The organism is Ruegeria sp. AN6 (assembly GCF_056540425.1).
The window spans coordinates 522,223-543,643 of sequence record NZ_JBQFWR010000001.1; the positions used below are offsets into that span (position 1 = coordinate 522,223).

General features: G+C 54.5%; 22 protein-coding genes. 7 read left to right on the top strand and 15 right to left on the bottom strand.

The features are described 5' to 3' along the window. The first annotated feature begins 146 nt into the window (after positions 1-146). Both rpsB and tsf read left to right on the top strand, forming a co-directional pair. On the top strand, positions 147-947 hold the full coding sequence (gene rpsB, locus ACR0MQ_RS02570; RefSeq protein WP_010440118.1) for a 30S ribosomal protein S2: 801 nt from the start codon (positions 147-149) through the stop codon (positions 945-947). A 76-nt stretch (positions 948-1,023) separates the two neighbouring features. Further along, complete coding sequence (gene tsf, locus ACR0MQ_RS02575; RefSeq protein ID WP_170770869.1) at positions 1,024-1,899, top strand: translation elongation factor Ts; 876 nt, start codon at positions 1,024-1,026, stop codon at positions 1,897-1,899. A 371-nt stretch (positions 1,900-2,270) separates the two neighbouring features. Here the strand turns inward: tsf and ACR0MQ_RS02580 are convergent, their stop codons facing one another. From ACR0MQ_RS02580 to ACR0MQ_RS02590, 3 genes are all read right to left on the bottom strand, one after another. Continuing rightward, positions 2,271-3,023: a LuxR family transcriptional regulator gene (locus ACR0MQ_RS02580; RefSeq protein ID WP_170770871.1), complete on the bottom strand. Its 753-nt coding sequence runs from the start codon at positions 3,021-3,023 to the stop codon at positions 2,271-2,273. Further along, positions 3,020-3,469, bottom strand: a complete 450-nt coding sequence (gene aroQ / locus ACR0MQ_RS02585; RefSeq protein ID WP_010440129.1) for a type II 3-dehydroquinate dehydratase — start codon at positions 3,467-3,469, stop codon at positions 3,020-3,022. The genes ACR0MQ_RS02580 and aroQ overlap by 4 nt, the downstream gene beginning before the upstream one ends. Positions 3,470-3,600: 131 nt before the next feature. Beyond that, on the bottom strand, positions 3,601-4,602 hold the full coding sequence (locus tag ACR0MQ_RS02590; RefSeq protein ID WP_480605724.1) for an NADPH:quinone oxidoreductase family protein: 1,002 nt from the start codon (positions 4,600-4,602) through the stop codon (positions 3,601-3,603). Positions 4,603-4,730: 128 nt separating this feature from the next. Between ACR0MQ_RS02590 and ACR0MQ_RS02595 the strand changes: the two genes are divergently transcribed. From ACR0MQ_RS02595 to ACR0MQ_RS02610, 4 genes are read left to right on the top strand one after another with little or no spacing between them, the layout of a single operon-like run. Next, the gene (locus ACR0MQ_RS02595; RefSeq protein ID WP_480605727.1) at positions 4,731-5,549 is read left to right on the top strand and encodes an SDR family NAD(P)-dependent oxidoreductase; all 819 of its coding nucleotides are present in this window, start codon (positions 4,731-4,733) and stop codon (positions 5,547-5,549) included. A 26-nt stretch (positions 5,550-5,575) separates the two neighbouring features. Then, complete coding sequence (locus ACR0MQ_RS02600; RefSeq protein ID WP_480605730.1) at positions 5,576-6,610, top strand: phosphotransferase family protein; 1,035 nt, start codon at positions 5,576-5,578, stop codon at positions 6,608-6,610. Between the two features lie 27 nt (positions 6,611-6,637). Further along, positions 6,638-7,855 carry a serine hydrolase domain-containing protein gene (locus ACR0MQ_RS02605; protein WP_480605733.1) on the top strand — a complete coding sequence of 406 codons (1,218 nt, stop codon included), beginning with the start codon at positions 6,638-6,640 and terminating at the stop codon, positions 7,853-7,855. 48 nt (positions 7,856-7,903) lie between these two features. Further along, positions 7,904-8,770 carry an acyl-CoA thioesterase gene (locus ACR0MQ_RS02610; RefSeq protein ID WP_480605736.1) on the top strand — a complete coding sequence of 289 codons (867 nt, stop codon included), beginning with the start codon at positions 7,904-7,906 and terminating at the stop codon, positions 8,768-8,770. Here the strand turns inward: ACR0MQ_RS02610 and ACR0MQ_RS02615 are convergent. Next, positions 8,767-9,534, bottom strand: a complete 768-nt coding sequence (locus ACR0MQ_RS02615; protein ID WP_170778585.1) for an SDR family oxidoreductase — start codon at positions 9,532-9,534, stop codon at positions 8,767-8,769. The two genes, ACR0MQ_RS02610 and ACR0MQ_RS02615, sit on opposite strands and share 4 nt — an antisense overlap. A 133-nt stretch (positions 9,535-9,667) precedes the next feature. After that, positions 9,668-10,897 carry an acyl-CoA dehydrogenase gene (locus ACR0MQ_RS02620; RefSeq protein WP_170539713.1) on the bottom strand — a complete coding sequence of 410 codons (1,230 nt, stop codon included), beginning with the start codon at positions 10,895-10,897 and terminating at the stop codon, positions 9,668-9,670. 98 nt (positions 10,898-10,995) lie between these two features. On the opposite strand from ACR0MQ_RS02620, the gene ACR0MQ_RS02625 reads away from it, so the two are divergent. Beyond that, the gene (locus ACR0MQ_RS02625) at positions 10,996-11,907 is read left to right on the top strand and encodes a LysR substrate-binding domain-containing protein (RefSeq protein WP_480605739.1); all 912 of its coding nucleotides are present in this window, start codon (positions 10,996-10,998) and stop codon (positions 11,905-11,907) included. Here ACR0MQ_RS02625 and phoB read toward each other — a convergent pair. The 10 genes from phoB to ACR0MQ_RS02675 all read right to left on the bottom strand — a co-directional run bounded on the left by phoB (position 11,904) and on the right by ACR0MQ_RS02675 (position 21,384). After that, entirely contained in the window at positions 11,904-12,593 is a 690-nt protein-coding gene (gene phoB / locus ACR0MQ_RS02630) for a phosphate regulon transcriptional regulator PhoB (protein ID WP_010440149.1), read from the bottom strand. The two genes, ACR0MQ_RS02625 and phoB, sit on opposite strands and share 4 nt — an antisense overlap. Before the next feature lie 12 nt (positions 12,594-12,605). Then, a complete protein-coding gene (phoU, locus tag ACR0MQ_RS02635) occupies positions 12,606-13,307 on the bottom strand; it encodes a phosphate signaling complex protein PhoU (RefSeq protein ID WP_010440152.1) in 702 nt (233 codons plus the stop codon). A 16-nt stretch (positions 13,308-13,323) separates the two neighbouring features. Beyond that, positions 13,324-14,121 (bottom strand): phosphate ABC transporter ATP-binding protein PstB, encoded by a 798-nt coding sequence (gene pstB / locus ACR0MQ_RS02640; protein ID WP_480605744.1) that lies wholly within the window; start codon positions 14,119-14,121, stop codon positions 13,324-13,326. Positions 14,122-14,133: 12 nt separating this feature from the next. Next, positions 14,134-15,492 carry a phosphate ABC transporter permease PstA gene (pstA, locus tag ACR0MQ_RS02645; RefSeq protein WP_170470249.1) on the bottom strand — a complete coding sequence of 453 codons (1,359 nt, stop codon included), beginning with the start codon at positions 15,490-15,492 and terminating at the stop codon, positions 14,134-14,136. Further along, entirely contained in the window at positions 15,489-16,961 is a 1,473-nt protein-coding gene (gene pstC / locus ACR0MQ_RS02650; protein WP_480605747.1) for a phosphate ABC transporter permease subunit PstC, read from the bottom strand. The genes pstA and pstC overlap by 4 nt, the downstream gene beginning before the upstream one ends. A gap of 82 nt (positions 16,962-17,043) precedes the next feature. Continuing rightward, the gene (locus ACR0MQ_RS02655; protein ID WP_170470255.1) at positions 17,044-18,099 is read right to left on the bottom strand and encodes a substrate-binding domain-containing protein; all 1,056 of its coding nucleotides are present in this window, start codon (positions 18,097-18,099) and stop codon (positions 17,044-17,046) included. Between the two features lie 181 nt (positions 18,100-18,280). Continuing rightward, on the bottom strand, positions 18,281-19,312 hold the full coding sequence (locus ACR0MQ_RS02660; protein WP_480605751.1) for a sensor histidine kinase: 1,032 nt from the start codon (positions 19,310-19,312) through the stop codon (positions 18,281-18,283). A 6-nt stretch (positions 19,313-19,318) separates the two neighbouring features. Further along, a complete protein-coding gene (locus tag ACR0MQ_RS02665) occupies positions 19,319-19,840 on the bottom strand; it encodes a gamma carbonic anhydrase family protein (RefSeq protein ID WP_170778573.1) in 522 nt (173 codons plus the stop codon). Further along, positions 19,837-20,478, bottom strand: a complete 642-nt coding sequence (gmk, locus tag ACR0MQ_RS02670; protein ID WP_170539741.1) for a guanylate kinase — start codon at positions 20,476-20,478, stop codon at positions 19,837-19,839. The genes ACR0MQ_RS02665 and gmk overlap by 4 nt, the downstream gene beginning before the upstream one ends. A gap of 15 nt (positions 20,479-20,493) precedes the next feature. Beyond that, positions 20,494-21,384, bottom strand: a complete 891-nt coding sequence (locus ACR0MQ_RS02675; RefSeq protein ID WP_480605755.1) for a YicC/YloC family endoribonuclease — start codon at positions 21,382-21,384, stop codon at positions 20,494-20,496. Between the last annotated feature and the right edge of the window lie 37 nt (positions 21,385-21,421).

The following is a 21,421-nucleotide window of genomic DNA, read 5'->3' on the forward strand; positions in this document are numbered from 1 at the left end:
GTCTCAAATCCTGTCATATACGCGCGCCATTCAAACCCGCAGGCGGGGTTTGGGTCATTTGAGGGAGACATCCTTATCTGGCCCGCCGGTTGGAGCATCCGCTTCTTTCACCCCCGCCGAGGCGTAAACCGGAAAAGGAAAATAGCATGGCTCTTCCCGAGTTCTCCATGCGTCAGCTGTTGGAAGCTGGCGTTCACTTTGGTCACCAGACACAGCGTTGGAATCCCCGCATGGGCCCGTTCATCTACGGCTCGCGCAATGGTATCCACATCATGGACCTGACCCAGACTGTTCCGATGCTGGATCAGGCTCTGCAGGCAGTTCGTGACACCGTCGCAAAAGGTGGCCGCGTTCTGTTCGTAGGCACCAAGCGTCAAGCCGCTGGCCCGATCGCGGAAGCCGCTGAAAAGTCGGCTCAGTACTACATGAACCACCGCTGGCTGGGCGGCACACTGACCAACTGGAAAACTGTTTCCCAGTCGATCAACCGGCTGAACCAGATCGACGAAGCGATGGAAGCGGGTGCTGAAGGCCTGACCAAGAAAGAGCGTCTGGGCATGGAACGTGACCAGGGCAAACTGCAGGCATCGCTGGGCGGTATCCGCGAGATGGGCGGCGTTCCTGATCTGCTGTTCGTCATCGACGTCAAGAAAGAAGCACTGGCGATCGCCGAAGCCAACAAACTGGGTATCCCGGTTGTGGCTGTTGTCGACACCAACTGCTCGCCCGACGGTGTTGACTACATCATCCCCGGCAACGACGACGCAGCGCGCGCCATTGCTCTGTACTGCGACCTGGCCGCACGCGCCGCTCTGGACGGCATGACCGCTCAGATGGGTGCTGCAGGTGTTGATCTGGGTGCATTCGAAGAAGCTCCGGTTGAAGAAGCCGTTGCCGAAGAAGCACCCGCAGAAGAAGCCGCGCCGGAAGCCAAAGCCGAAGCGTAAGCTGCCCGTCACGTAAATGACATATGGGGCAGGGTAGACCTGCCCCAATTCCGTTTGAATTGAGGAGAGCCAAAAGATGGCAATCACAGCAGCAATGGTAAAAGAACTGCGCGACTCGACCGGCGCAGGCATGATGGACGCAAAAAAAGCGCTGACCGAAACCGGCGGCAACATGGACGAAGCCGTTGACTGGCTGCGCACCAAGGGCTTGGCCAAAGCAGCCAAGAAATCGGGCCGTACCGCCGCCGAAGGTCTGGTGGCCGTTCACGTCAACGGCGGCAACGGTGTTGCAGTCGAAGTGAACTCGGAAACCGACTTCGTTGCGAAAAATGGCGAGTTTCAGGAAATGGTCGGCAAGATCACCTATGCAGCCGAAGGCGTCGACGATGTCGAAGCTCTGCTGGCTGCCGATCTGGGCGGCAAATCTGTTGCAGACACTCTAACCGACAAGATCGCCACCATCGGTGAGAACATGTCGGTACGCCGCATGTCCAAGCTGAGCGGTGACACTGTCGTGTCCTATGTCCACAATGCTGCAACCAGCGGCATGGGCAAAATCGGCGTTCTTGTTGCTCTGTCTGGCGGCGATGAAGCCTTCGGCAAGCAGGTTGCAATGCACATTGCGGCAGTGAACCCGGCGGCCTTGTCTGAGGCGGACATGGACCCGGAAGTTGTCGAGAAAGAGAAGCAGGTCCAGATGGACATCGCCCGCGAATCCGGCAAGCCGGAGCAGGTGATCGAAAAGATGATCGTCGGTCGTATGAAAAAATTCGTTGCCGAGTCGACTCTGCTGAACCAGGACTTCGTTGTGAATCCTGACCTGACCGTCGAAGCTGCGGCTAATGAAGCGGGTGCAACCATCACCGGATTTGTCCGCATGGAAGTAGGCGAAGGCATCGTTGTCGAAAAAGAAGACTTCGCAGCCGAAGTTGCGAAGGCAGCTCAAGGCTAAAGATAAAATGCAGCCTCACTGAGGGGCTGCAATCCATAAAAGACCCGGTTGCGATGCAGCCGGGTTTTTTTGTGCTAGGCAGCTTTTCAATGCGCAGTAAACAACATCAAGGAAAAGAGGAGATTGAGGGGCCCTGCATGATGGGGATGGAAGGGCCCCTCAAAAATTCCGACAAAGCGACGCGGACGAATAGACGCCTCTATGTCAGAGCGATCAGAGAGCTTTGGTATTACAAAGATCCAATCAAAACGTTCCCTGGCTAAAGCCACCACTCACGGAACAATACCAATTTGCAATTTATGGGGGAGATTCGGAAAGTCATGTATTCCTTACCCCAGGTCAATTTGACGCAATGTAGCGTCAAATCAGGGTCAGGCTTCCATTACAAACATCTGGTTATGCAAAGTCGCCTTAAGCACAGCCTGCGCTGTGGTTTCAACCGAAAGCGCCTCGCGCGCCAGCCTTAGGTGCTTTTCCACCGTCGCGGCAGTCAAACCCATAAGTAACGCGATGTCCTGAGTGGTCTTTCCATCCCCCACCCATTGAAGCGCCTCTCGCTGCCGCTTAGTCAGAGCGCGGTTCGGAGCGTTGTACGGTAAGGTAAGGATTTTGAGATGAGCAACATTGTTCATCAGCAAAATATCCTTGCCGTGTTCCTGCCAGATCTCGTCCACTTCATCCTGATCATGCATTCGGGCTGCAAGTGAGATCGCGCCTTTGGTTCGCATCGAAACCGAGTTGAAGCTGACCGTATAACCCGATGTAAGACCCAAAGATTTGTTAAACTCATAAACCCTAAGTTCTTCGGGTGTCATAACCCCGCTGGACATCATGTCATTGATCATGCTCCAGCTTGCCGCGCCCTCATGATCCAAGGCCCATTTCAACATCGGAGCGTGAAAATACAATCCCGAGCGGAGGAACCCATCAAGGTAATCTTTGCAGTGGTTGGACAGGATGACGAAATCCTCGGGGTCACCCAATGATGTCGCCGTGCGATACTGGGTGTAACCATACAGCAACCGATCAAATCCGAACTTTGCCATCTGGCGGCAGTGGGCATCCCACAGCTCTTCCAATGTCTTGGTATAGCTCAGAAAGTTCAGATAATCGTTGAGGTTCATCCAGTGCCCCCCTCAGCCAAATGGGCCGCAAGGGCATTCAGCGCAAGCACATAGCTATGTGCGCCGAATCCACAAATCTGACCAATGGCAACTGGGGCGACGTATGATTTGTGTCGAAACACTTCGCGCGCGTGAATATTTGACAGATGAACCTCTACAACCGGAACTTCGGCGGAAGAAATCGCATCCATCAGCGCGACCGACGTATGGGTGTATCCACCCGCGTTCAAGACGATTCCATCCTGTTCGCCGCGTGCTGCGTGAATCGCATCAATCAATGCGCCTTCGTGGTTGGTTTGAATATGCGTGATCGTCTGATTCAATGCCTGTCCATGAGCAACGCACAGATCCTCGATCATCTTCAAGGTCGTTGATCCATAAACCTCGGGCTGCCGCGTCCCCAGCAGATTCAGGTTCGGACCATTCAGAACCAATATTTTTTGCATATTCAAACTGTCCCCATCTTATTCTTTTTCATAAACCCGAAAATTTGAGGCGTCCAGCGACCATCGCCCCTTTGGCGCGAGTGGTTGTGTCGCATTTTGGTAAGAATCTAAAGTTCTGAATGAATATCAGCTCATTTAGTTCCCATTGTGACCACAACATTACCGAGAGTTTTGCGTTGGTCCATCTTGGCGATCGCTTCCGCCGCGCGTTCAAGTGGGAACCGGGCGCTGATACGAGGGCAGATGGCACCGCTTCGATACATTTTGAACAGCTCACCCACATTATGAGAATGCCCTTTCGGATCCCGAAACACTGACGCGCCCCAAAACACGCCGACGATTTGACATCCTTTGAGTAGCGTCAGGTTCAACGGAATGCTGGGAATGCCTGCTGGAAAACCGACGACCAGATATCGGCCTCCCCACGCCAAGCAGCGCAAGGCAGGTTCGGCGTAGTCCCCGCCAACGGCGTCATAGACCACATCCACACCTTCGCCACCGGCCAGCGATTTGATTTCAGCAGACAGCGCCTTCTGCGCCGCTCGGTCCAGATCACGTGGATAAATCAGTGTTTTATCTGCACCGACTTTTTTGCAAAACTGTGCTTTTTCTTCGGACGAAACTGCCGCGATCACCTGCGCGCCCATGGCTTTGGCAAGCTCTATCGCGGCAGAGCCAACGCCACCCGATGCGCCCAGCACAAGTACGGTTTCCCCCGAGAGCAGCTGCGCTCGATCTTTGAGCGCATGGTAAGACGTACCGTACGTGAATATAAAACACGCAGCGTCTTCATATGGCATATCATCCGGGATTTTGATCGCCGTCGCTGGTTTGAGCGTCAGGTGCGTGGCGAACCCTCCATGTCCTGTCAGCGCCAGAACACGATCACCGGGCAGGAAATCAACGACATCTTTGCCGACGCTGGTGATCTCACCTGCAATCTCGCCACCTGGGGCAAATGGACGAGGAGGCTTTATCTGGTAAAGGTCCCGGATCATCAGCGTATCTGGAAAGTTCACTCCGGCCGCGTGTATTCGCACCAATATCTCACCAGCCTTTGGCACGGGATCGGGCAGGGTGGTCAACTCCAATGTTTCTGGTCCGCCCGGTTTGACGCTGAGTAATGTCTGCATATGCCCCACTTGCCCCTTGCTTCGTTTGAATTGAAATCGTTGGATTACACGAACGTATTGTCAAGATGACCGCCGCTCTGGGTCTCAAACGATAGGCGCAAAGAGCAGATCACCTGAAAGGAGATTTCATGACGCCCGAGACATTGTTTTCACTCAACGGAAAAACTGCGCTGGTGACAGGTGGGGCCACGGGTATTGGCCGGATGGCAGCCGAGGCGCTTGTTCGCGCCGGTGCTCATGTTCTGATTGCCTCGCGCAAGGGTGATGCATGTGAACAGGTTGCGGCAGAGTTGAACGCGTTAGGCACCGCCGGATCTGCAGAAGGTTTCGCAGGCGATATCGGCAGTGAAGTGGGTATTGATGCATTAGTTGGTGAGATCAACAAACGAACGCAATCTCTTGAAATATTAATGAATAATGCTGGTGTTACCTGGGGTGCACCGATGGGTCAGTTTCCCCACTCGGCGTGGGACAAAGTGATGTCCGTCAATGTCGCAGGTATATTCGATCTGACCCAAAAGCTACTACCGCTTTTAATGAAATCAGCCAGCGACGATGATCCAGCACGGGTCGTAAATATTGGATCGGTTATGGGCGAGGTCCCGATGGGTGACGGGGCCTACAGCTATTCCGCGTCAAAAGCCGCGGTGATTCACCTGTCAAAAATCATGGCCAAGGAACTTGCGCCGTATCGTGTCACAGTGAATGCTCTGGCGCCTGGGCCGTTCGTATCGCGCATGACCGCCTTTGCAACCGAAGATGAAAGTAAGCGCGAACGCGTCGGCAAGGCGGTACCGTTGGGTCGCGTGGGTCGTGACGAAGATATCGCGGGCTGTATGTTGTTCCTGTGTGGCCGCGGTGGCAGCTACATCACGGGTGCGGTGTTGCCGGTATCCGGCGGGATCAACGTCCAGACAGGCGGTAACATCTTTGCCGATGCTCTTTAGCCCCAGATCGACCGCAGGTTTGGTAGATGAAAGAAACCGATAGTACATTAGATATCAACGCAGTTGAAACCTATCTTAACTCACATCTTGATGGGTTTCACGGCCCATTGAAGGCGACAAAGTTCACCGTAGGCCAATCCAACCCGACATATTTGCTCAGCACACCGAATGAGGCTTATGTTTTAAGGCGCAAGCCGCCCGGAGTATTGCTGAAATCAGCCCATGCAGTGGATCGCGAGTTTCGCGTCATGAGCGCGCTTGCTGGCAGCAATGTGCCTGTGCCGAAAGTTCACCTGCTATGCGAAGATGACCGGGTGATAGGGTCGGCTTTTTACGTAATGGAATATCTGCAAGGGCGTACGTTTGTAGATCCGGTCATGAAGGGTGAAGACAACGACACCCGTACGGGCGTGATAGATGAAATGAACCGCGTTCTGGCTGAGTTACATATGGTCGATATCGATGCAGTTGGTCTTTCAGATTACGGGCCACCTGGCAACTATTTCGAACGGCAAATTGCCCGCTGGACCAAGCAATATCGTGCTTCTGAGACCGAAACTATCCCAGACATGAACCAGTTGATTACCGCGCTCGAGCATCAAGTTCCAGAGGATGACAACCAAAGGACGTTGGTGCACGGGGATTATCGCATCGACAATCTGATGTTTGAAGCGAATGGCACGGGCTGCATCGGGGTCCTGGATTGGGAATTGTCGACCATCGGCCACCCATATGCGGATCTCGCGGCAGTTATCATGCAATGGCAGCTGCCTCCGGGAAAAGAGGGGCGCGGATTGGCGGGCGTAGACCGAGAAAACCTTGGCTTACCAACAGATCGCGCCTTTGTCGCAAGCTATTGCGCACGTCGCGGCATTCCAGCGATCGAGAACTTTGGGTTTTACCTTGCTTTCAATTTCTTTCGAATGGCTGGAATTCTGCAAGGTGTTTACAAGCGCGCACTTGACGGAAATGCATCTGATCCGAAGCGGGCACAGGCATTTGGTGCGTATGTCCCACTCTTTGCTCAACATGGCTTGTCTGCTTTACGCAGCGAGGCGTAAGCGGTTTGACCCAAACGGAGTTGCCTCATGGGATTTGATCCGACCTCACTGGCCAATATTCGCAAATGGATGAACAGGTATGTGGACCAGCGCAAATATGCGGGTAGCGCGCTTCTAATCCACCAGCACGGGAAAGAGGCCTTCTTTCATACTTGTGGGCGCCGCTGCATCGAGAACGACCTTCCCTTCCAACGTGATAGTTTGGTTCGGATATATTCGATGACAAAACCGGTGACCTCAGTTGCCCTCATGACCCTGGTCGAACAGGGTTTTTTTCATCTCGACGCTCCGGTTTCCGAGTTTCTGCCTGAATTTAAGTCCATGAGGGCCCTAATTCCGGACGCAACCAGCCTAGATCAGACTGAGGATTCGCCGTCACCAAGCCTGCATCAGCTTTTGACCCATACCAGCGGGATGAGTTACCCGTTCAATCCCGGCCTGCTGCCCAAGGCCATGGACGACCTTGATCTGATCTTTTCACCACAACAGGGCCCTCTGTCAGAAAGGGTTAAGCTGTTGGCGCAACTCCCACTGGCCTTTCAACCCGGTGCGCGATGGGAATACTCGGTCGGGATAGATGTAATTGGGCGCGTGATCGAAGTGGTATCAGGCAAATCACTCGACGTATTTCTGACTGAACATATCTTTGAGCCCCTGGGTATGAATGAAACCGCGTTCTCAGTGCCTAATGGGGCAGGGGACAGGTTTGCCTCACTCTACACCCCGTTGGAAGGTGACGCGATGGCGCTGAACGCCACAAAATCAGGTGCCGAAACGCTCCGATTGGTGGATAATTCCGGGCAATCTCCATTCGAGGCGGCGAATACTTTCTCCGGAGGCGGCGGGCTGATCAGTACGATCGACGACTTCAGTAAATTCGCCGAAATGTTGCGGAGCAATGGAACAGGAAATGGCGCCAGAATCCTGGGGCCAAAGACGATGGAGTTTATGTTTCGCAATCACTTACCGGGCGACATTGCATCAATGGGGCCGCAAAGTTTCGCGGAACAACCCATGGACGGAACAGGTTTCGGTATAGGAGGAGCGGTGGTTCTGAACCCGGCACTTGCCAAATGCCCTGGTTCGGTTGGAGACTTCGGCTGGGGTGGTATGGCATCGACGTATTTCTGGTTCGATCCAGTCAATGATCTGACGACCGTATTCTTCACTCAGCTTTCGCCGTCCAGCTCCTATCCATCGCGCGCCGAATTGAAGGCGCTTGTGCATGCAGCACTCGTTGAATGATCGGTTGTCGAATGATACCCGAAAAGTCTGGATGCAGGAGACCCCAAGATGACCGAAGCCGAACGTGTACTGCTTGATCTGCTGAATATCGAGAGGCTCGAAGTCGATCTATTCCGCGGCACCGGCTCAGGCGGTGAAACGCCAACGCGCATCTTTGGCGGTCAAGTGATTGCACAGGCGCTTGCGGCAGCCTACCGGACGGTTGAAGATCGCCTGTGTCATTCGCTACATGCTTATTTCATCCGCCCCGGCGATCCGTCCATTCCCGTTATATATCAAGTGGATCGCGCACGAGATGGAGGTTCATTTACGACCCGTCGCGTGGTTGCGATCCAGCATGGCAAACAGATCCTGAACATGTCCGCCTCATTCCACAAACAGGATGATGGGTGGGATCATCAGCATCCGATTCCCAATGTTGATGGTCCAGAACTCTATCCATCGCGTGACGATCTGCGGCAAAAGTATCTTGGCCGTGTGCCGGACAAGCTGAAGCCAGAGTTTCTGCGTGAGCGTCCCATCGAAGTGCGCGAAGTTGATCCTCTGGACCTGTTCACGCCCTCAAAGGCAGATGATAAGAACTATCTCTGGTTTCGCATGGGTGCGGCGAATGATGCGGACACGATTACGCAACATCTTCTCTTGGCCTATGCCTCGGATATGGGGCTGCTCACTTCCGGGATGAGGCCCCATGGGCTGAGTTGGTTTACTGGCGAAATCGATGGTGCCAGTCTGGACCATGCCATTTGGTTTCATGCACCCGTTATGTTTCAGAACTGGCATCTTTATTCCATGGAATCACCATGGACGGGGCAGGGGCGTAGCTTCAATCGCGGATCAATCTTTTCTCAGGATGGAAAGCTGGTTGCGTCAGTCGCGCAGGAAGGCCTGCTAAGGCGGCGTCGGTTACGTTAGATATCACCGATAAAGCGTTGATTAATCTTATTCATATTACTTAACCAGCCATCATAGTCTTCGATCTTCATGCGCATGTAATCAAAGACTTGCGGATGCGGAAGAACCAGAAAACGCTCGTCGGAAATTGCCTCGATACAGGATTGTGCAACCTCAGCAGGCTCAATTATTCCGTCGAACGCGGCAACAGAATCTTCGTATCCACGCATCATTTCTGTCCGCACAGCTTGCGGACACAAAACAGAAACTCGGATGCCACGGTCGCGATATGTCAGAGCGATCCACTCAGCAAATCCTACGGCCGCGTGCTTGGTAACTCCATACGGCGCCGCGCCGGGTATGTTGAGCAGTCCAGCGGCAGATGCAGTAAACATCATGTATCCGCCACCACGCGCGACCATCCTTGGGATCAAATGCCGCGCAGCCCAAACATGCGACATTACGTTGATTTGCCAGATGCGCTCCCAATCCGTGTCAGGTACGTCAAGCCCACCGAACGTTAGAATGCCAGCGTTGGCACAGAACAAATCAATCGGAGCAATGGTATCCTCGACCACATCGATCAGCTCTCGAATGTCGCTTTCTTTGGAAACATCACATCTGATTGCATCGCCACCGATTTTCTTGGCCACAACCTGCGCGCCAGTAAGATCGAAATCCGCACAGACCACATGTGCGCCTTCCTTTGAAAACCGTTCTCCAAGACCTTTACCGATGCCACTTGCTGCACCGGTGATGACAACGGTTTTTCCATTCAGATCCATCACGATATCCGTGTTCTACATTTCAAACACAGCGTAACATCTTGGGAAACCACAGCCAATGCGGATTAGCCAGCAATGGTTTACCCATTCCATTATTTACATAATACCGATTATACGATTAATCGATAAAGCTTCAGTAAAACGCCTGCAGACCTGTTTGCGCCCGTCCCAGGATCAATGCATGGACGTCATGTGTCCCCTCATAGGTATTGACGGTCTCCAGATTGATCATGTGGCGCACGACTTGGAATTCGAGCGATATCCCATTGCCGCCGTGCATATCACGCGCCATTCGAGCGATGTCCAACGCCTTACCGCAATTGTTGCGTTTGATAATCGAGATCATTTCAGGTGCAGCCTCGGCCTGATCCATCAAACGTCCGACACGCAAGCTTGCCTGCAAGCCGAGTGAGATTTCGGTTTGCATCTCTGCGAGTTTGCGCTGAAACAGTTGGGTCTGTGCCAGAGGGCGATTGAACTGCTTGCGATCTAATCCGTATTGGCGAGCTGCGTGCCAACAACATTCCGCCGCACCCATCGCACCCCAACTGATACCAAAGCGTGCGCGGTTCAAGCAGCCAAACGGGCCCTTTAGGCCTTGAACATGAGGCAGCAAGGCACCCTCGTCCACTTCAACACCATCCATGACGATTTCACCGGTGATCGAGGTTCGCAGACTCAACTTGTTTTCGATCTTCGGAGCGCTCAATCCCTTGGCACCTTTGTCCAACACAAATCCGCGGATCTTACCGTCATGCGCATCGGATTTGGCCCAGACCACAAAAACGTCGGCAATCGGCGCGTTTGAGATCCACATCTTACTGCCGGTCAAGCGATAGCCACCATCAATCTTCTCGGCGCGGGTTTTCATTGCCGCCGGATCAGAACCCGCATCCGGTTCCGTCAGGCCAAAGCAGCCGATCCATTCTCCGCTGGCCAGTTTCGGCAGGTATTTGCGCCGCTGTTCCTCGCTGCCATATGCATAGATTGGATACATTACCAACGAGCTTTGCACCGACATCATCGAACGATAGCCAGAATCCACACGTTCGACTTCGCGCGCTACCAGGCCATAAGTGACATAACCGGCACCAATTCCACCGTATTCCTCAGGGATTGTTGTGCCGAGCAGACCCATTTCCCCCATCTCACGAAAGATTTCCGGGTCCGTTTCTTCGTTTTGGAAAGCCTGAGTAACGCGCGGCTGCAGTTTTTCTTGAGCATAAGCGCGAGCGCTGTCGGCGATCAGGCGTTCATCCTCTTCCAACTGGTCAGACAGGCGGAATGGATCATCCCAGTTGAAACTGCCAAGTTCGGGCGCATCCTTCGCGCGCAGGACCGGTTTTGTATCTGGAGCATTCATTTTGTTTCTCCGGCAGGAATGGGTTTGTACAATCATAACCTGAGCTATTGTCAAAAAACAGCGAGACATTTGCATGGTTTCATGATCAAAACGCATAGATGAGACCGAACCGCCCTACTCTACCGCCCATTTCTGCACTGCGCGCGCTTGAAGCTTTGGATCGACTTGGGTCAGCCTCGGCAGTCGCTGATGAAATGGCTCTGACGCAAAGCGCTGTCAGCCGACAACTTCAGACACTTGAGGCGCATTTGGGCGCCGAGTTGGTTAGTCGTGATCGAAAGCGGCTATCACTCACAAAGGCGGGGCAAGACTATGTTCGGGAAATTCGGCCAGCCTTGTCGCAGATCGCACAGGCTGCATTGAAATTGCATGTTGCTCCGGCCGGTGGAACACTAAACCTTGCGATCCTGCCAACGTTCGGAATGCGTTGGTTGGTGCCGCGTCTTCCCGACTTTGCGCGGCTCTATCCTGATATTACAATCAACATGACCACGCGACTGAGACCATTCAGCTTTGCATCCGAACCTTTTGATGCAGCATTACATTTTGGGGAGCCGGATTGGCCTGGAACTGATCGCTTGTTGTTGAGTATGGAGCGTGTTCTACCTGTTTGCGCGCCCGGTCTCTTACCGCAAGGCGCGCCAACCTCACCTCGAGACTTACTCAAACTGCCTTTGCTGCACATCCAGACCCGACCCCGTGCATGGCAAGACTGGTTTCGCCAAATGGGGATCGAACATCAGCACCCTCTGCCCGGCACGATCCACGATCAGTTCAACACGATCAATCAAGCTGCGTTGCATGGATTGGGTGTGGCGCTATTGCCGAATTATCTGGTCGAACAGGACCTGGCGACCGGCAAACTGATTGCGGCTTTCCCAAACGCAATTGAGGCTATGGGTGCCTATTATCTGGTTTGGCCGCGCGAAAAGTCCGACGACGACGCCCTGCGGCAGTTCAGACATTGGTTGGCATCTCAGGCACAAACCGAAGAAGCGCTACCGCGTTAGCCCAACGCGTACCCTGCCCCACGAACCGTACGCACCGGATCTTCACCGCCGTGCTGTGTCAATGCTTTGCGCAAACGTCCGATATGGACATCAACGGTGCGCGTATCGACATAGATATCGCGCCCCCAAACACGGTCGAGCAATTGCTCGCGGCTCCAGACACGGCCGGGTTTTTCCATGAATGTGCTCAGCAGCCGGAATTCGGTTGGTCCCAATTTCAAAGGCTTATCGTCTCGGCTGACCTTGTGGGTCTCGGAATCCAGAATGATATCATCGAACTCCAGTCGGATACCTACAGTCGCTGGCCTCACTCGCCGCAGTTGCGTCCGGACACGCGCCATTAGTTCCACGATCGAGTACGGTTTGACCACATAATCATCCGCGCCCGTCTCGAGGCCGCGCACCTTGTCGACCTCCTCGGACCGGGCTGACAGCATGATGATCGGGATCGAGCGCGTGTCAGACCGCGATTTCAATCGACGGCAGACCTCGATACCACTGAGATTGGGCATCATCCAATCGAGAACGATTATGTCAGGGCGATCTTCTTCGACCAGCAGTAAAGCTTCTTCCCCATTGGCAGCGCGTGATACGCGAAACCCTTCGGCGTCCAGATTGTAGGCCAGCACCTCTCGCTGAGCCAGCTCATCCTCAACCACCAGTACCGTCGGTTGATCAGCGGACATGTCGAAAGTCTCCTAGATCGTTTGCGACGTGTTATCAGCTTTGGGCCGGGCCTCGCTGGGTCGCTCACCCGTAACGAGATAGACAACCTGCTCGGCGATCGCTGTCACGTGGTCGCCCATCCGTTCGATGTTCTTTGCGATGAAATGCAGGTGCATGCAGGATGATATGTTGCGCGGGTCCTCGGCCATGAAGGTCAGGAACTCGCGGAACAAGCCGTTATACATTTGGTCTACTTCCTGATCGCGTTCGATTACGTCGGTGGCCAATTCTGCGTCTCTCTGGATGTAAGCATCCAGCGCATCGCGCAGCATCAGTTCAACTTCGCGCGCCATGCGACGCAGCGCAGCGGCGCTGCCGTTGATCTCGCCCGCGTTGACCAGAACGGTGGTTCGCTTAGCGATGTTCTTGGAGTAATCGCCGATCCGCTCGAGGTTGGCTGAAACCTTGAGCACCGACAGAACCAATCGTAGATCACCTGCCGTGGGGGCACGCAACGCAATCAGCCGTGCGGTTTCTTCGTTGATCAATTCTTCCAGCGCATCGATGGCCTTATCGCCCTGCCGCACTTCCTGCGCCAATTCCTCGTCGCGGGTTTCCAGCGAACGGGCGGCGCCCATGATGGCGGCTTCGACCAAGCCACCCATCTTCATAATATGGGCTTGAATGGCCTCGAGATCCCGGTCGAACGCGGATGCAATATGTTGTTCGGTCATGTCTGAATACCTGTTCTCAGCCGATCCGGCCGGTAATGTAGCTTTCGGTCCGGGGGTCTTCGGGATTTGTAAATATCTGGCCGGTCTCACCAAATTCGACCAGATTGCCCAGGTGGAAAAACGCGGTCTTTTGGCTAACACGCGCGGCCTGCTGCATCGAGTGGGTAACAATCACCACCGAATACCGCTTACGCAGATCATCTATCAGTTCTTCGACCTGTGCCGTCGCAATCGGGTCTAGCGCCGAGCATGGCTCGTCCATTAGCAAAACCTCTGGTTCGGTCGCGACGGCGCGGGCGATACATAGGCGCTGCTGCTGGCCACCGGACAGGCCTGTTCCGGGCGCGTCCAAACGATCCTTTACCTCGTCCCAGATAGCACCGCGGCGCAGGGATTTCTCAACGATCTCATCCAGTTCCGCCTTGTTCTTCGCAAGGCCGTGGATGCGAGGACCATAAGCCACGTTGTCATAGATCGACTTTGGAAACGGGTTGGGCTTCTGGAACACCATGCCCACTTTGGCGCGCAGCTGCACCGGGTCGACCCGTTTGTCATAGATATCTTCACCATCCAACAGAATATCCCCGGTGACGCGGCAGATATCGATGGTGTCATTCATCCGGTTCAGGCAGCGCAGGAACGTGGACTTGCCGCAGCCCGAGGGGCCGATGAAGGCGGTAACCGTCTTGTCCTCGATCTCGACATTCACGTCCTTGATGGCATGGGTATCGCCATAGTGGACCTGAACGTTATACGCGGCGATCTTGATTGCTTTGGAGTCCACGGTTCTCTCCACTCGTGTCATATCGTTCATCTTAGCCCCCTCTTACCAGCGGCGTTCAAAGCGGCGGCGCAGGATGACCGCAATGGTGTTCATTGTCACGAGGAAGATCAACAGAATGATGATGCCCCCCCATGCGCGTTCGTAAAAGGCCGGGTCAGCGCGTTTGGACCATTCATAGATCTGCGCAGGCATGGCCGAGTTCGGAGACAGAAACCCCGCAACGATTCCGTCCGGCGGGTTTGAAGCGATAAAGCCTACCATCCCGATCAGCAGCAACGGAGCCGTTTCCCCCAGCGCTTGCGCCAGGCCGATGATAGTACCTGTCAGGATGCCCGGTGCTGCCAGTGGCAAGACATGGTGGAACACTGCCTGCATTTTCGAGGCCCCTACCCCAAGCGCCGCATCGCGGATCGAAGGCGGCACCGCCTTAAGTGAAGCGCGGGTCGAGATGATGATCGTGGGCAGCGTCATCAGCGTTAGCACCAGTCCACCCACCAGCGGGGCTGAGGTCGGCAGGTGCATATAGTTGATGAACACCGCCAGTCCGAGGATACCAAACACGATGGACGGTACGGCTGCGAGGTTCGAGATGTTCACCTCGATGATATCGGTCAGCCGGTTTTGCGGCGCAAATTCCTCAAGATAGATTGATGCGGCCACACCAATGGGCAATGCCAGCGCCAGCACCACGAACATCATGAACAGTGAGCCGAGCATGGATACACCGATCCCGGCCGCTTCGGGCCGCTGGTCAGAGGCGTCCGAGCCAAAGATGAAATCCGGGTTGAAGGCTTTGTACAAGATGCCCGCATCCCTTAGCTGGTCAACAAAGTCCAACTGCGCGACCGAGATGCTCTTGTCATTGGCAATAGACTCGCGCGTCACGCGACCTTTCATGTAACCATCGACACGGCTGTTGACCAGAAAGCGGAAGCTTACGGTTTTTCCAATCTCATCCGGATTGGCGATAACATAGTTCCTCAGTTCTGCTTGTGCGGCCTTCGACAGAATCTTACCCATTTCTTTGGGTTTCAGATCTGTTTGAATGCCAAGCTTTTGTACTTCGGATTCCAACGCCGAAGCGATCAATGGGGCGTAACCAAAGGTTGAGACCTTTTTGATATCCTCGATATTTCGATTACCCTTTTTGTCCAGCTTGTCTTCCTTCAGCTCGACATTCAGCTCTAGAAAGCTTTGTTGGAAAGCGCCAGTACCGGCGGTCACGATATTGGTCACCAGAACGATCAACATCAGCAGACCGATACCAATGGCGGCGATGCCATACAGTTTGAACCGCCCCTCAGCGGCATTGCGACGTTTAGTGCGTGCATCCTTATCAAACAGCGAACCTTTGGGTTTCGCAGCAGAAGAAGCACCAGGGGATTGGGAAATATCGGTCATTCGTACTGCTCCCGGTATTTGCGTACGATGTAGAGGGCGAAGATATTCAGCCCCAGCGTGATGACGAACAGCGTGAGACCCAGTGCGAAGGCCACCAGCGTTTCAGGGCTTGCAAAGTCGGTATCGCCGGTCAGTTGGCTGACGATACGGGTGGTGATAGTCGTCATCGCCTCAAAGGGATTACCCGAGAATTTCGCAATCGCACCGGCCGCCATAACCACGATCATGGTCTCGCCAATGGCCCGACTAGCAGCCAACAGGATCGCACCGACGATCCCCGGCAGCGCTGCCGGCAAGACCACCTGACGCACAGTCTCGGACTTGGTTGCTCCCAACCCAAGCGAGCCATCTCGCATCGATTGGGGCACCGCATTGATGATGTCATCCGATAGTGAGGATACAAACGGGATCAGCATGATCCCCATAACCAGACCTGCAGTCAGAACGGCGTTGGAACTTGCCATCCAGCCTAGCCCCAGTGCCCCGCCGTCCCCGAACAGGGACACCAGCGCCGGACCAACGGTCAACAAAGCAAACAAACCGTAAACGATGGTTGGGATGCCTGCGAGAATTTCAAGCAGCGGCTTGGCAATCGAACGGGTCGCTCCGGTCGCGTATTCCGATAGATATATCGCCGCAAAAAGGCCAATCGGCACCGCCACCAGCAGCGCGATAACCGAAATGTATAGCGTGCCCCACAGCAACGGCAGGATCGAAAGCTCACTACCTCCACGGAAGTTCGGGGCCCATGTGCTGCCAAAGAAAAAGTCTTTCCATGAATGCAGTTGGAAGAAATTCATCGTCTCGAACAGCATTGAAAGAACGATGCCTACGGTTGTCAGAATGGCGATAGAAGCGGCCAGAAGAAGAAGCGCCAAAATACCTTGCTCGACAACGTTGCGGGCGCGGAATTCCCTGTGCGTGCGGATATACGCATAGGCGGCTCCCAAAAGCGCAACGACCAGCACCATGATCTGCATTGCGGTTGAACCGGTCGACGTCATGCTACGGTATTTTTGAGCGGCCAACAGAATGGGCTTTGAGATGTCTTGAGTCAGAACCTGACCTGCATCTTTCAGCGATTGTGTCAGTGCGTCGATATCTGCATCGGCGTTGCGCGCCTGCACCTCGGACAGCAGTCCAGACGCAATCGCGCCGTCTAACCCATGGGCGACGCGGCGAACTTCGCTCATGACCAGACCACGATCAGAGCCTTCGGCGATCGCAGTGTCAGGGATCATACCTGACACCGTGTTGTTCACAATCAATGGCTGCACCAGAAGCCACAGGATCAGCAATCCCAGCGCGGGGACAAGCGCGGTAAGCGCGACATTGTACCCATAATAGGATGGCAAGGAATGCAATGCGCGCGCATCACCCTCGGCACTTGCCAAGGCGCGGGACCGGCCCGCGAAGTACCCAAGCACCGCCAAAGCAAGCAGGCTGAGCAAAATCCAGGATAACGCCATGTGAACTCCGTGGGTATGGCAGAGTTGGAGTCAAAAAGAACCGGGGCGTGTTTGCATCGCCCCGGTTCATAAGTTCTATGGTTTAAGAACCGCCGCCCAGAACGGTTTCATTGGCAACAGCTTCCTGAACCTTGATCAGTTCCGGATCCGACACCAGGCCGTATTCGGCCAGTGGGCCATCAGGGCCAGCAATCTCGTCCGCGACGAAGAATTCAGCGTATTCCTTCAGGCCGGGGATCACACCGATATGCGCTTTCTTTACGTAAAAGAACAGCGGACGAGAGACCGGGTATTCGCCGGTTGCAATCGATTCGGTCGAAGGAACCACGTCGGACATGGTGGCAACCTGCAGCTTGTCTGTGTTGTTCTCGTAGAACGCCAGACCAAAGACGCCGATGCCGTCTTTGTTGCTGTCGATGCGGGCCAGAGTTTCAGTGTAGTCGCCGTCGATGTCTACTGAAACGCCATCAGTACGCAGCGCGATACAAGCTTTTTCAGCGGCTTTTTTCTTGGCTTTGTCGCTATCACCTTCGGCAGCGGCCAGATAGGCGTCAAAATCGCCGGTGTGCTCGCAACCTGCCAGGATCACTTTGTCTTCGAACACTTCACGGGTGCCGTGTTTGGTGCCAGGAACGAAGGCAGCAATCGGCTGAGCAGGGAAGTTCGGGTTCACCTGATCCCAAGTTTTGTAGGGGTTGTCGACCAGCTGGCCGTCAACAACAACCTGAGCGGACAGGGCTTTGTACCAGTCATCCGGTGTGAACGCGAACGAGTTGCCGTTTATGTCGGATGCAAACACGATGCCGTCATAGCCGATCTGAACTTCGATGATGTCGGTAACACCAGCATCTGCGCAGGCTTTGATCTCTTTTTCGCGAATCTTGCGCGAGGCGTTGGCGACGTCGATGGTGTTTTCACCCACGCCTTCGCAGAAACGCTTGAGACCAGCAGAAGAGCCACCGGATTCAACAACAGGTGTCGGAAAATCAAAGTTCTCACCGAAGGCTTCAGCAACAATCGAAGCGTAAGGCAGAACGGTTGACGAGCCAGCAACCTGAACCTGATCACGAGCGGCCGCAGTGGTCGCCGATACGGCAGCGATGGCCAGAGCCGAAGCCGACAGTTTTACAAAGGACATCCCAGTCTCCTTGAGAAATATACGTTCTGATCACCCCTATGATGATCTGGGCGAAGCACTATGACGCTCGCGTAAGCCTTTTGTGACAGGCATGTAACAGTTTCATGACAACTCACGAATTTCTCAGAAATTCTTAACTTGACGAGGCGTCATGACTGGATGACCAACCGTCCGTGTAAACTCAACGCGGCAAGATCACCGTGAAAACGGCACCTTGTCCCAACTCGCTATCTACTTTCAGTCGTCCGCGATGGCGATTGACGATGTGTTTTACGATCGCCAAACCCAGCCCCGTTCCGCCCAATTCGCGTGAGCGGTGGCTGTCTGCCCGATAGAATCGCTCGGTCAACCTGGGTAGATGCTTCGCATCGATGCCGGGACCCTGATCTATGATCTTGATCCGCACGGCTGGCCCGCGCATTGCGGTATCTCGCTCGGACAGATTCACGATCACATCGACTCGGCCACCACTCCCGCCGTATTTGATCGCGTTTTCAACAAGGTTAGTGAAAACTTGACGTAACTGATCGCTGTCCCCAACCATCGTGATTGGCTCGTTCGGGGCATTCAGTGATAGCTCGACACCTGCATCATCTGCCAATGGCCGTAGCGTGTTCAACGTCGACTGAATTAACCCGGTCAGCTCCAATGGTTCCTTGGGCCTGACCCGCTCTTCGCTTTCGACCCGATTAAGCGAGAGCAGATCCCCCACCAGCCGGTTCATTCGATTGGCCTCATCCGCCATGATCTGCAGAAACCGATCACGTGCTGCTGTGTCATCGCGGGCTGGGCCTTGCAGGGTTTCGATAAACCCCATCAGCGCCGTTAGAGGTGTCCGCAGTTCATGACTGACATTGGCTACAAAATCGCGGCGCATCTGGCCGGCCTGTTCCAGATGCGTGACATCCTGAAACACAACCAGTACGGCATCGGTCCCATTGACGGGCCTGCACTGTACCTCAAAAGTGGTATCCTGCGCACCGTCATTTGACAGATGTCGCGCCCGACCCGGTTCTTTCGAACGGAGGCTCTGCTCAACCGCATCTATGATCTGCGGTTGCCGCAGGATCGTTGCAAAGTGCCGGCCTTCAATGGCTTGGCCCAGCAGAGACAAGGCCTCAGTATTCGTAGCAACGATCCGCTCGGTTTGCCCGACCAGAAGCGCTGGTGCGGGAATGGCAGAGACAAGATCAGCGAGCAAAGTGTCAGTCATGCAAACTCAGACCGGTCGCAGAGAATCGCGAAAATTACGCATGTTTTCCTGATAATGCAGCGCACTCAAAGTCAGCTTTTGCGCAGTTGCATCATCAATCTGTCGCACGATCTTACCGGGTGATCCCATGACAAGTGAGTTATCGGGGATTTCCTTGCCTTCCGTAACAAGCGCCCCTGCCCCGATCAAACAGTTTTTGCCGATCTTTGCGCCGTTCAATATGATGGCGCCCATACCGATCAGAGAATTATCTCCGATTGTGCAGCCGTGCAGCATGACCTTGTGACCAATGGTGCAATTCTGACCAATCGTCAGCGGATATCCGGCATCAATATGCATCACGCAGTTTTCCTGCACGTTGCTGCCAGCCCCCACCCGTATTTCCTCGTGATCCGCGCGGATGGTGCAACCGAACCAAACCGAAGACCCCTGTTCCAATACTACCTTGCCAATCAGGTTGGCATCAGGTGCAACCCAGGTGTCTTCGTGTATCTTTGGTGTGTGTTTGCCCAAGGCGTAAATCGTCATGATAGACCATCGAATTCGGTTTGCAGAGCGCGGATGTGGTTTTGCAGGCTGGGCTGCTGAATTCGGCGCATCCGCTCGGCACTGACAATGGTTTTCAGTTTTTCCTCGGTTGCATCCAGATCATCGTTGATCAAGACGTAATCATAGTACCCCCAATGACTGATCTCATCCCAACTTTTTAGCATGCGTTTGGCGATCACATCATCACTGTCCTGACCGCGCCCTTCCAGTCTGCGCCGAAGCTCACGGATTGAAGGAGGAAGGATGAAAATTGACAATGCGTGTTTGCCAAGATCAGAATTGCGAATCTGCACCTCACCTTGCCAATCAACATCAAACAGCACGTCGCGCCCTTGCGTGATGGATTCACGCACCGGCCCCGCAGGTGAACCGTAGAAGTTACCAAATACATGAGCGTGTTCCAGCATCTGGCCATCTGCGACCTGCTGCTTGAACTCGTCTTCCGAGAGAAAATAATACTCTCGCCCATGTTCCTCACCCGGGCGCGGCGCGCGGGTAGTGGCTGAGATTGAAAACTCAAGGCCGACATCCCACTGCATCAGGCGACGGGCCAGAGTAGATTTGCCTGCGCCCGACGGCGACGACAGAATGATTAGTAGACCGCGGCGATCCGCCATGTGATGTATCCGTCCTTATTCCACGTTCTGTACTTGCTCGCGCATCTGATCGATCACGGCCTTCAGCTCTAAACCGACTGCTGTCAGTTCGGCATTTTGCGATTTCGAGCAAAGCGTATTCGCTTCACGATTGAACTCCTGCATCAGGAAGTCCAGCTTGCGCCCGACCGGTCCGTCTTGCGACAACAGCGCGCGTGCCGCTGAGACATGCGCGATTAACCTGTCGATCTCTTCGGTAATGTCAGCCTTCACCGCAATAAGCGCAAGCTCCTGCGCAACTCGTTCAGGATCGGCACCTTGGGTGTTGTCGAGAACCCGCGCGAGATTGTCTCGCAATGCCTGTTCCATTTGCAACCGACGACCTTCGGCCAGTTTGACAGCCTGGTTTGTCAATTCAGCGATCTGGTCTAATTGCCCGCCAAGAATGCCTGCCAGCGCTTTTCCTTCAGCACTTCGCATTTCAATAAATTCCAAAAGCAGCCCGCCAAACTCCGCTTTCAGCTTCTCAACAAGTGGCCCCGGATCATCACTATCACCGCCTATTTCCATCATCCCCTTCAGGGAAAGCAGATCGCTGGCCTTCGACGGCGCCAATAGCACGCCGCGCGTGCCAGCCATGGCCTCAGTCTGAGCCAGCGCCTCCAGTGCAGCCTCCATCGCAGAAGTGTTCAGTTGGATATCTGCAGCGGCTTCCTCACGACCCAGCCGCAGGGACAGCGTGACATTGCCGCGATTGACTTGCTTTGACAGGTCGCTTCTCAGCGCGGCCTCAAGCCCTGTCAGCCAATCCGGCATTCGCAGACGCAGGTCCAACCCTTTGCCATTGACGCTGCGCAACTCCCAAGTCCAGCTATGGGGCCCGAACGCGCCCTTACCCGAGGCGAACCCGGTCATGGATTTGATCATGACTGCCCTTTCCGTCAAATTCACTGGTCGCACCTAA

What these genes read in the sequence shown, in the direction of transcription:
- rpsB (WP_010440118.1), top strand. Translation starts at nt 147, where the DNA reads ATGGCTCTTCCCGAGTTCTCCATGCGTCAGCTGTTGGAAGCTGGCGTT.
- tsf (WP_170770869.1), top strand. Translation starts at nt 1,024, where the DNA reads ATGGCAATCACAGCAGCAATGGTAAAAGAACTGCGCGACTCGACCGGC.
- ACR0MQ_RS02580 (WP_170770871.1), bottom strand. Translation starts at nt 3,023, where the DNA reads ATGAACCTCAACGATTATCTGAACTTTCTGAGCTATACCAAGACATTG.
- aroQ (WP_010440129.1), bottom strand. Translation starts at nt 3,469, where the DNA reads ATGCAAAAAATATTGGTTCTGAATGGTCCGAACCTGAATCTGCTGGGG.
- ACR0MQ_RS02590 (WP_480605724.1), bottom strand. Translation starts at nt 4,602, where the DNA reads ATGCAGACATTACTCAGCGTCAAACCGGGCGGACCAGAAACATTGGAG.
- ACR0MQ_RS02595 (WP_480605727.1), top strand. Translation starts at nt 4,731, where the DNA reads ATGACGCCCGAGACATTGTTTTCACTCAACGGAAAAACTGCGCTGGTG.
- ACR0MQ_RS02600 (WP_480605730.1), top strand. Translation starts at nt 5,576, where the DNA reads ATGAAAGAAACCGATAGTACATTAGATATCAACGCAGTTGAAACCTAT.
- ACR0MQ_RS02605 (WP_480605733.1), top strand. Translation starts at nt 6,638, where the DNA reads ATGGGATTTGATCCGACCTCACTGGCCAATATTCGCAAATGGATGAAC.
- ACR0MQ_RS02610 (WP_480605736.1), top strand. Translation starts at nt 7,904, where the DNA reads ATGACCGAAGCCGAACGTGTACTGCTTGATCTGCTGAATATCGAGAGG.
- ACR0MQ_RS02615 (WP_170778585.1), bottom strand. Translation starts at nt 9,534, where the DNA reads ATGGATCTGAATGGAAAAACCGTTGTCATCACCGGTGCAGCAAGTGGC.
- ACR0MQ_RS02620 (WP_170539713.1), bottom strand. Translation starts at nt 10,897, where the DNA reads ATGAATGCTCCAGATACAAAACCGGTCCTGCGCGCGAAGGATGCGCCC.
- ACR0MQ_RS02625 (WP_480605739.1), top strand. Translation starts at nt 10,996, where the DNA reads ATGAGACCGAACCGCCCTACTCTACCGCCCATTTCTGCACTGCGCGCG.
- phoB (WP_010440149.1), bottom strand. Translation starts at nt 12,593, where the DNA reads ATGTCCGCTGATCAACCGACGGTACTGGTGGTTGAGGATGAGCTGGCT.
- phoU (WP_010440152.1), bottom strand. Translation starts at nt 13,307, where the DNA reads ATGACCGAACAACATATTGCATCCGCGTTCGACCGGGATCTCGAGGCC.
- pstB (WP_480605744.1), bottom strand. Translation starts at nt 14,121, where the DNA reads ATGAACGATATGACACGAGTGGAGAGAACCGTGGACTCCAAAGCAATC.
- pstA (WP_170470249.1), bottom strand. Translation starts at nt 15,492, where the DNA reads ATGACCGATATTTCCCAATCCCCTGGTGCTTCTTCTGCTGCGAAACCC.
- pstC (WP_480605747.1), bottom strand. Translation starts at nt 16,961, where the DNA reads ATGGCGTTATCCTGGATTTTGCTCAGCCTGCTTGCTTTGGCGGTGCTT.
- ACR0MQ_RS02655 (WP_170470255.1), bottom strand. Translation starts at nt 18,099, where the DNA reads ATGTCCTTTGTAAAACTGTCGGCTTCGGCTCTGGCCATCGCTGCCGTA.
- ACR0MQ_RS02660 (WP_480605751.1), bottom strand. Translation starts at nt 19,312, where the DNA reads ATGACTGACACTTTGCTCGCTGATCTTGTCTCTGCCATTCCCGCACCA.
- ACR0MQ_RS02665 (WP_170778573.1), bottom strand. Translation starts at nt 19,840, where the DNA reads ATGACGATTTACGCCTTGGGCAAACACACACCAAAGATACACGAAGAC.
- gmk (WP_170539741.1), bottom strand. Translation starts at nt 20,478, where the DNA reads ATGGCGGATCGCCGCGGTCTACTAATCATTCTGTCGTCGCCGTCGGGC.
- ACR0MQ_RS02675 (WP_480605755.1), bottom strand. Translation starts at nt 21,384, where the DNA reads ATGATCAAATCCATGACCGGGTTCGCCTCGGGTAAGGGCGCGTTCGGG.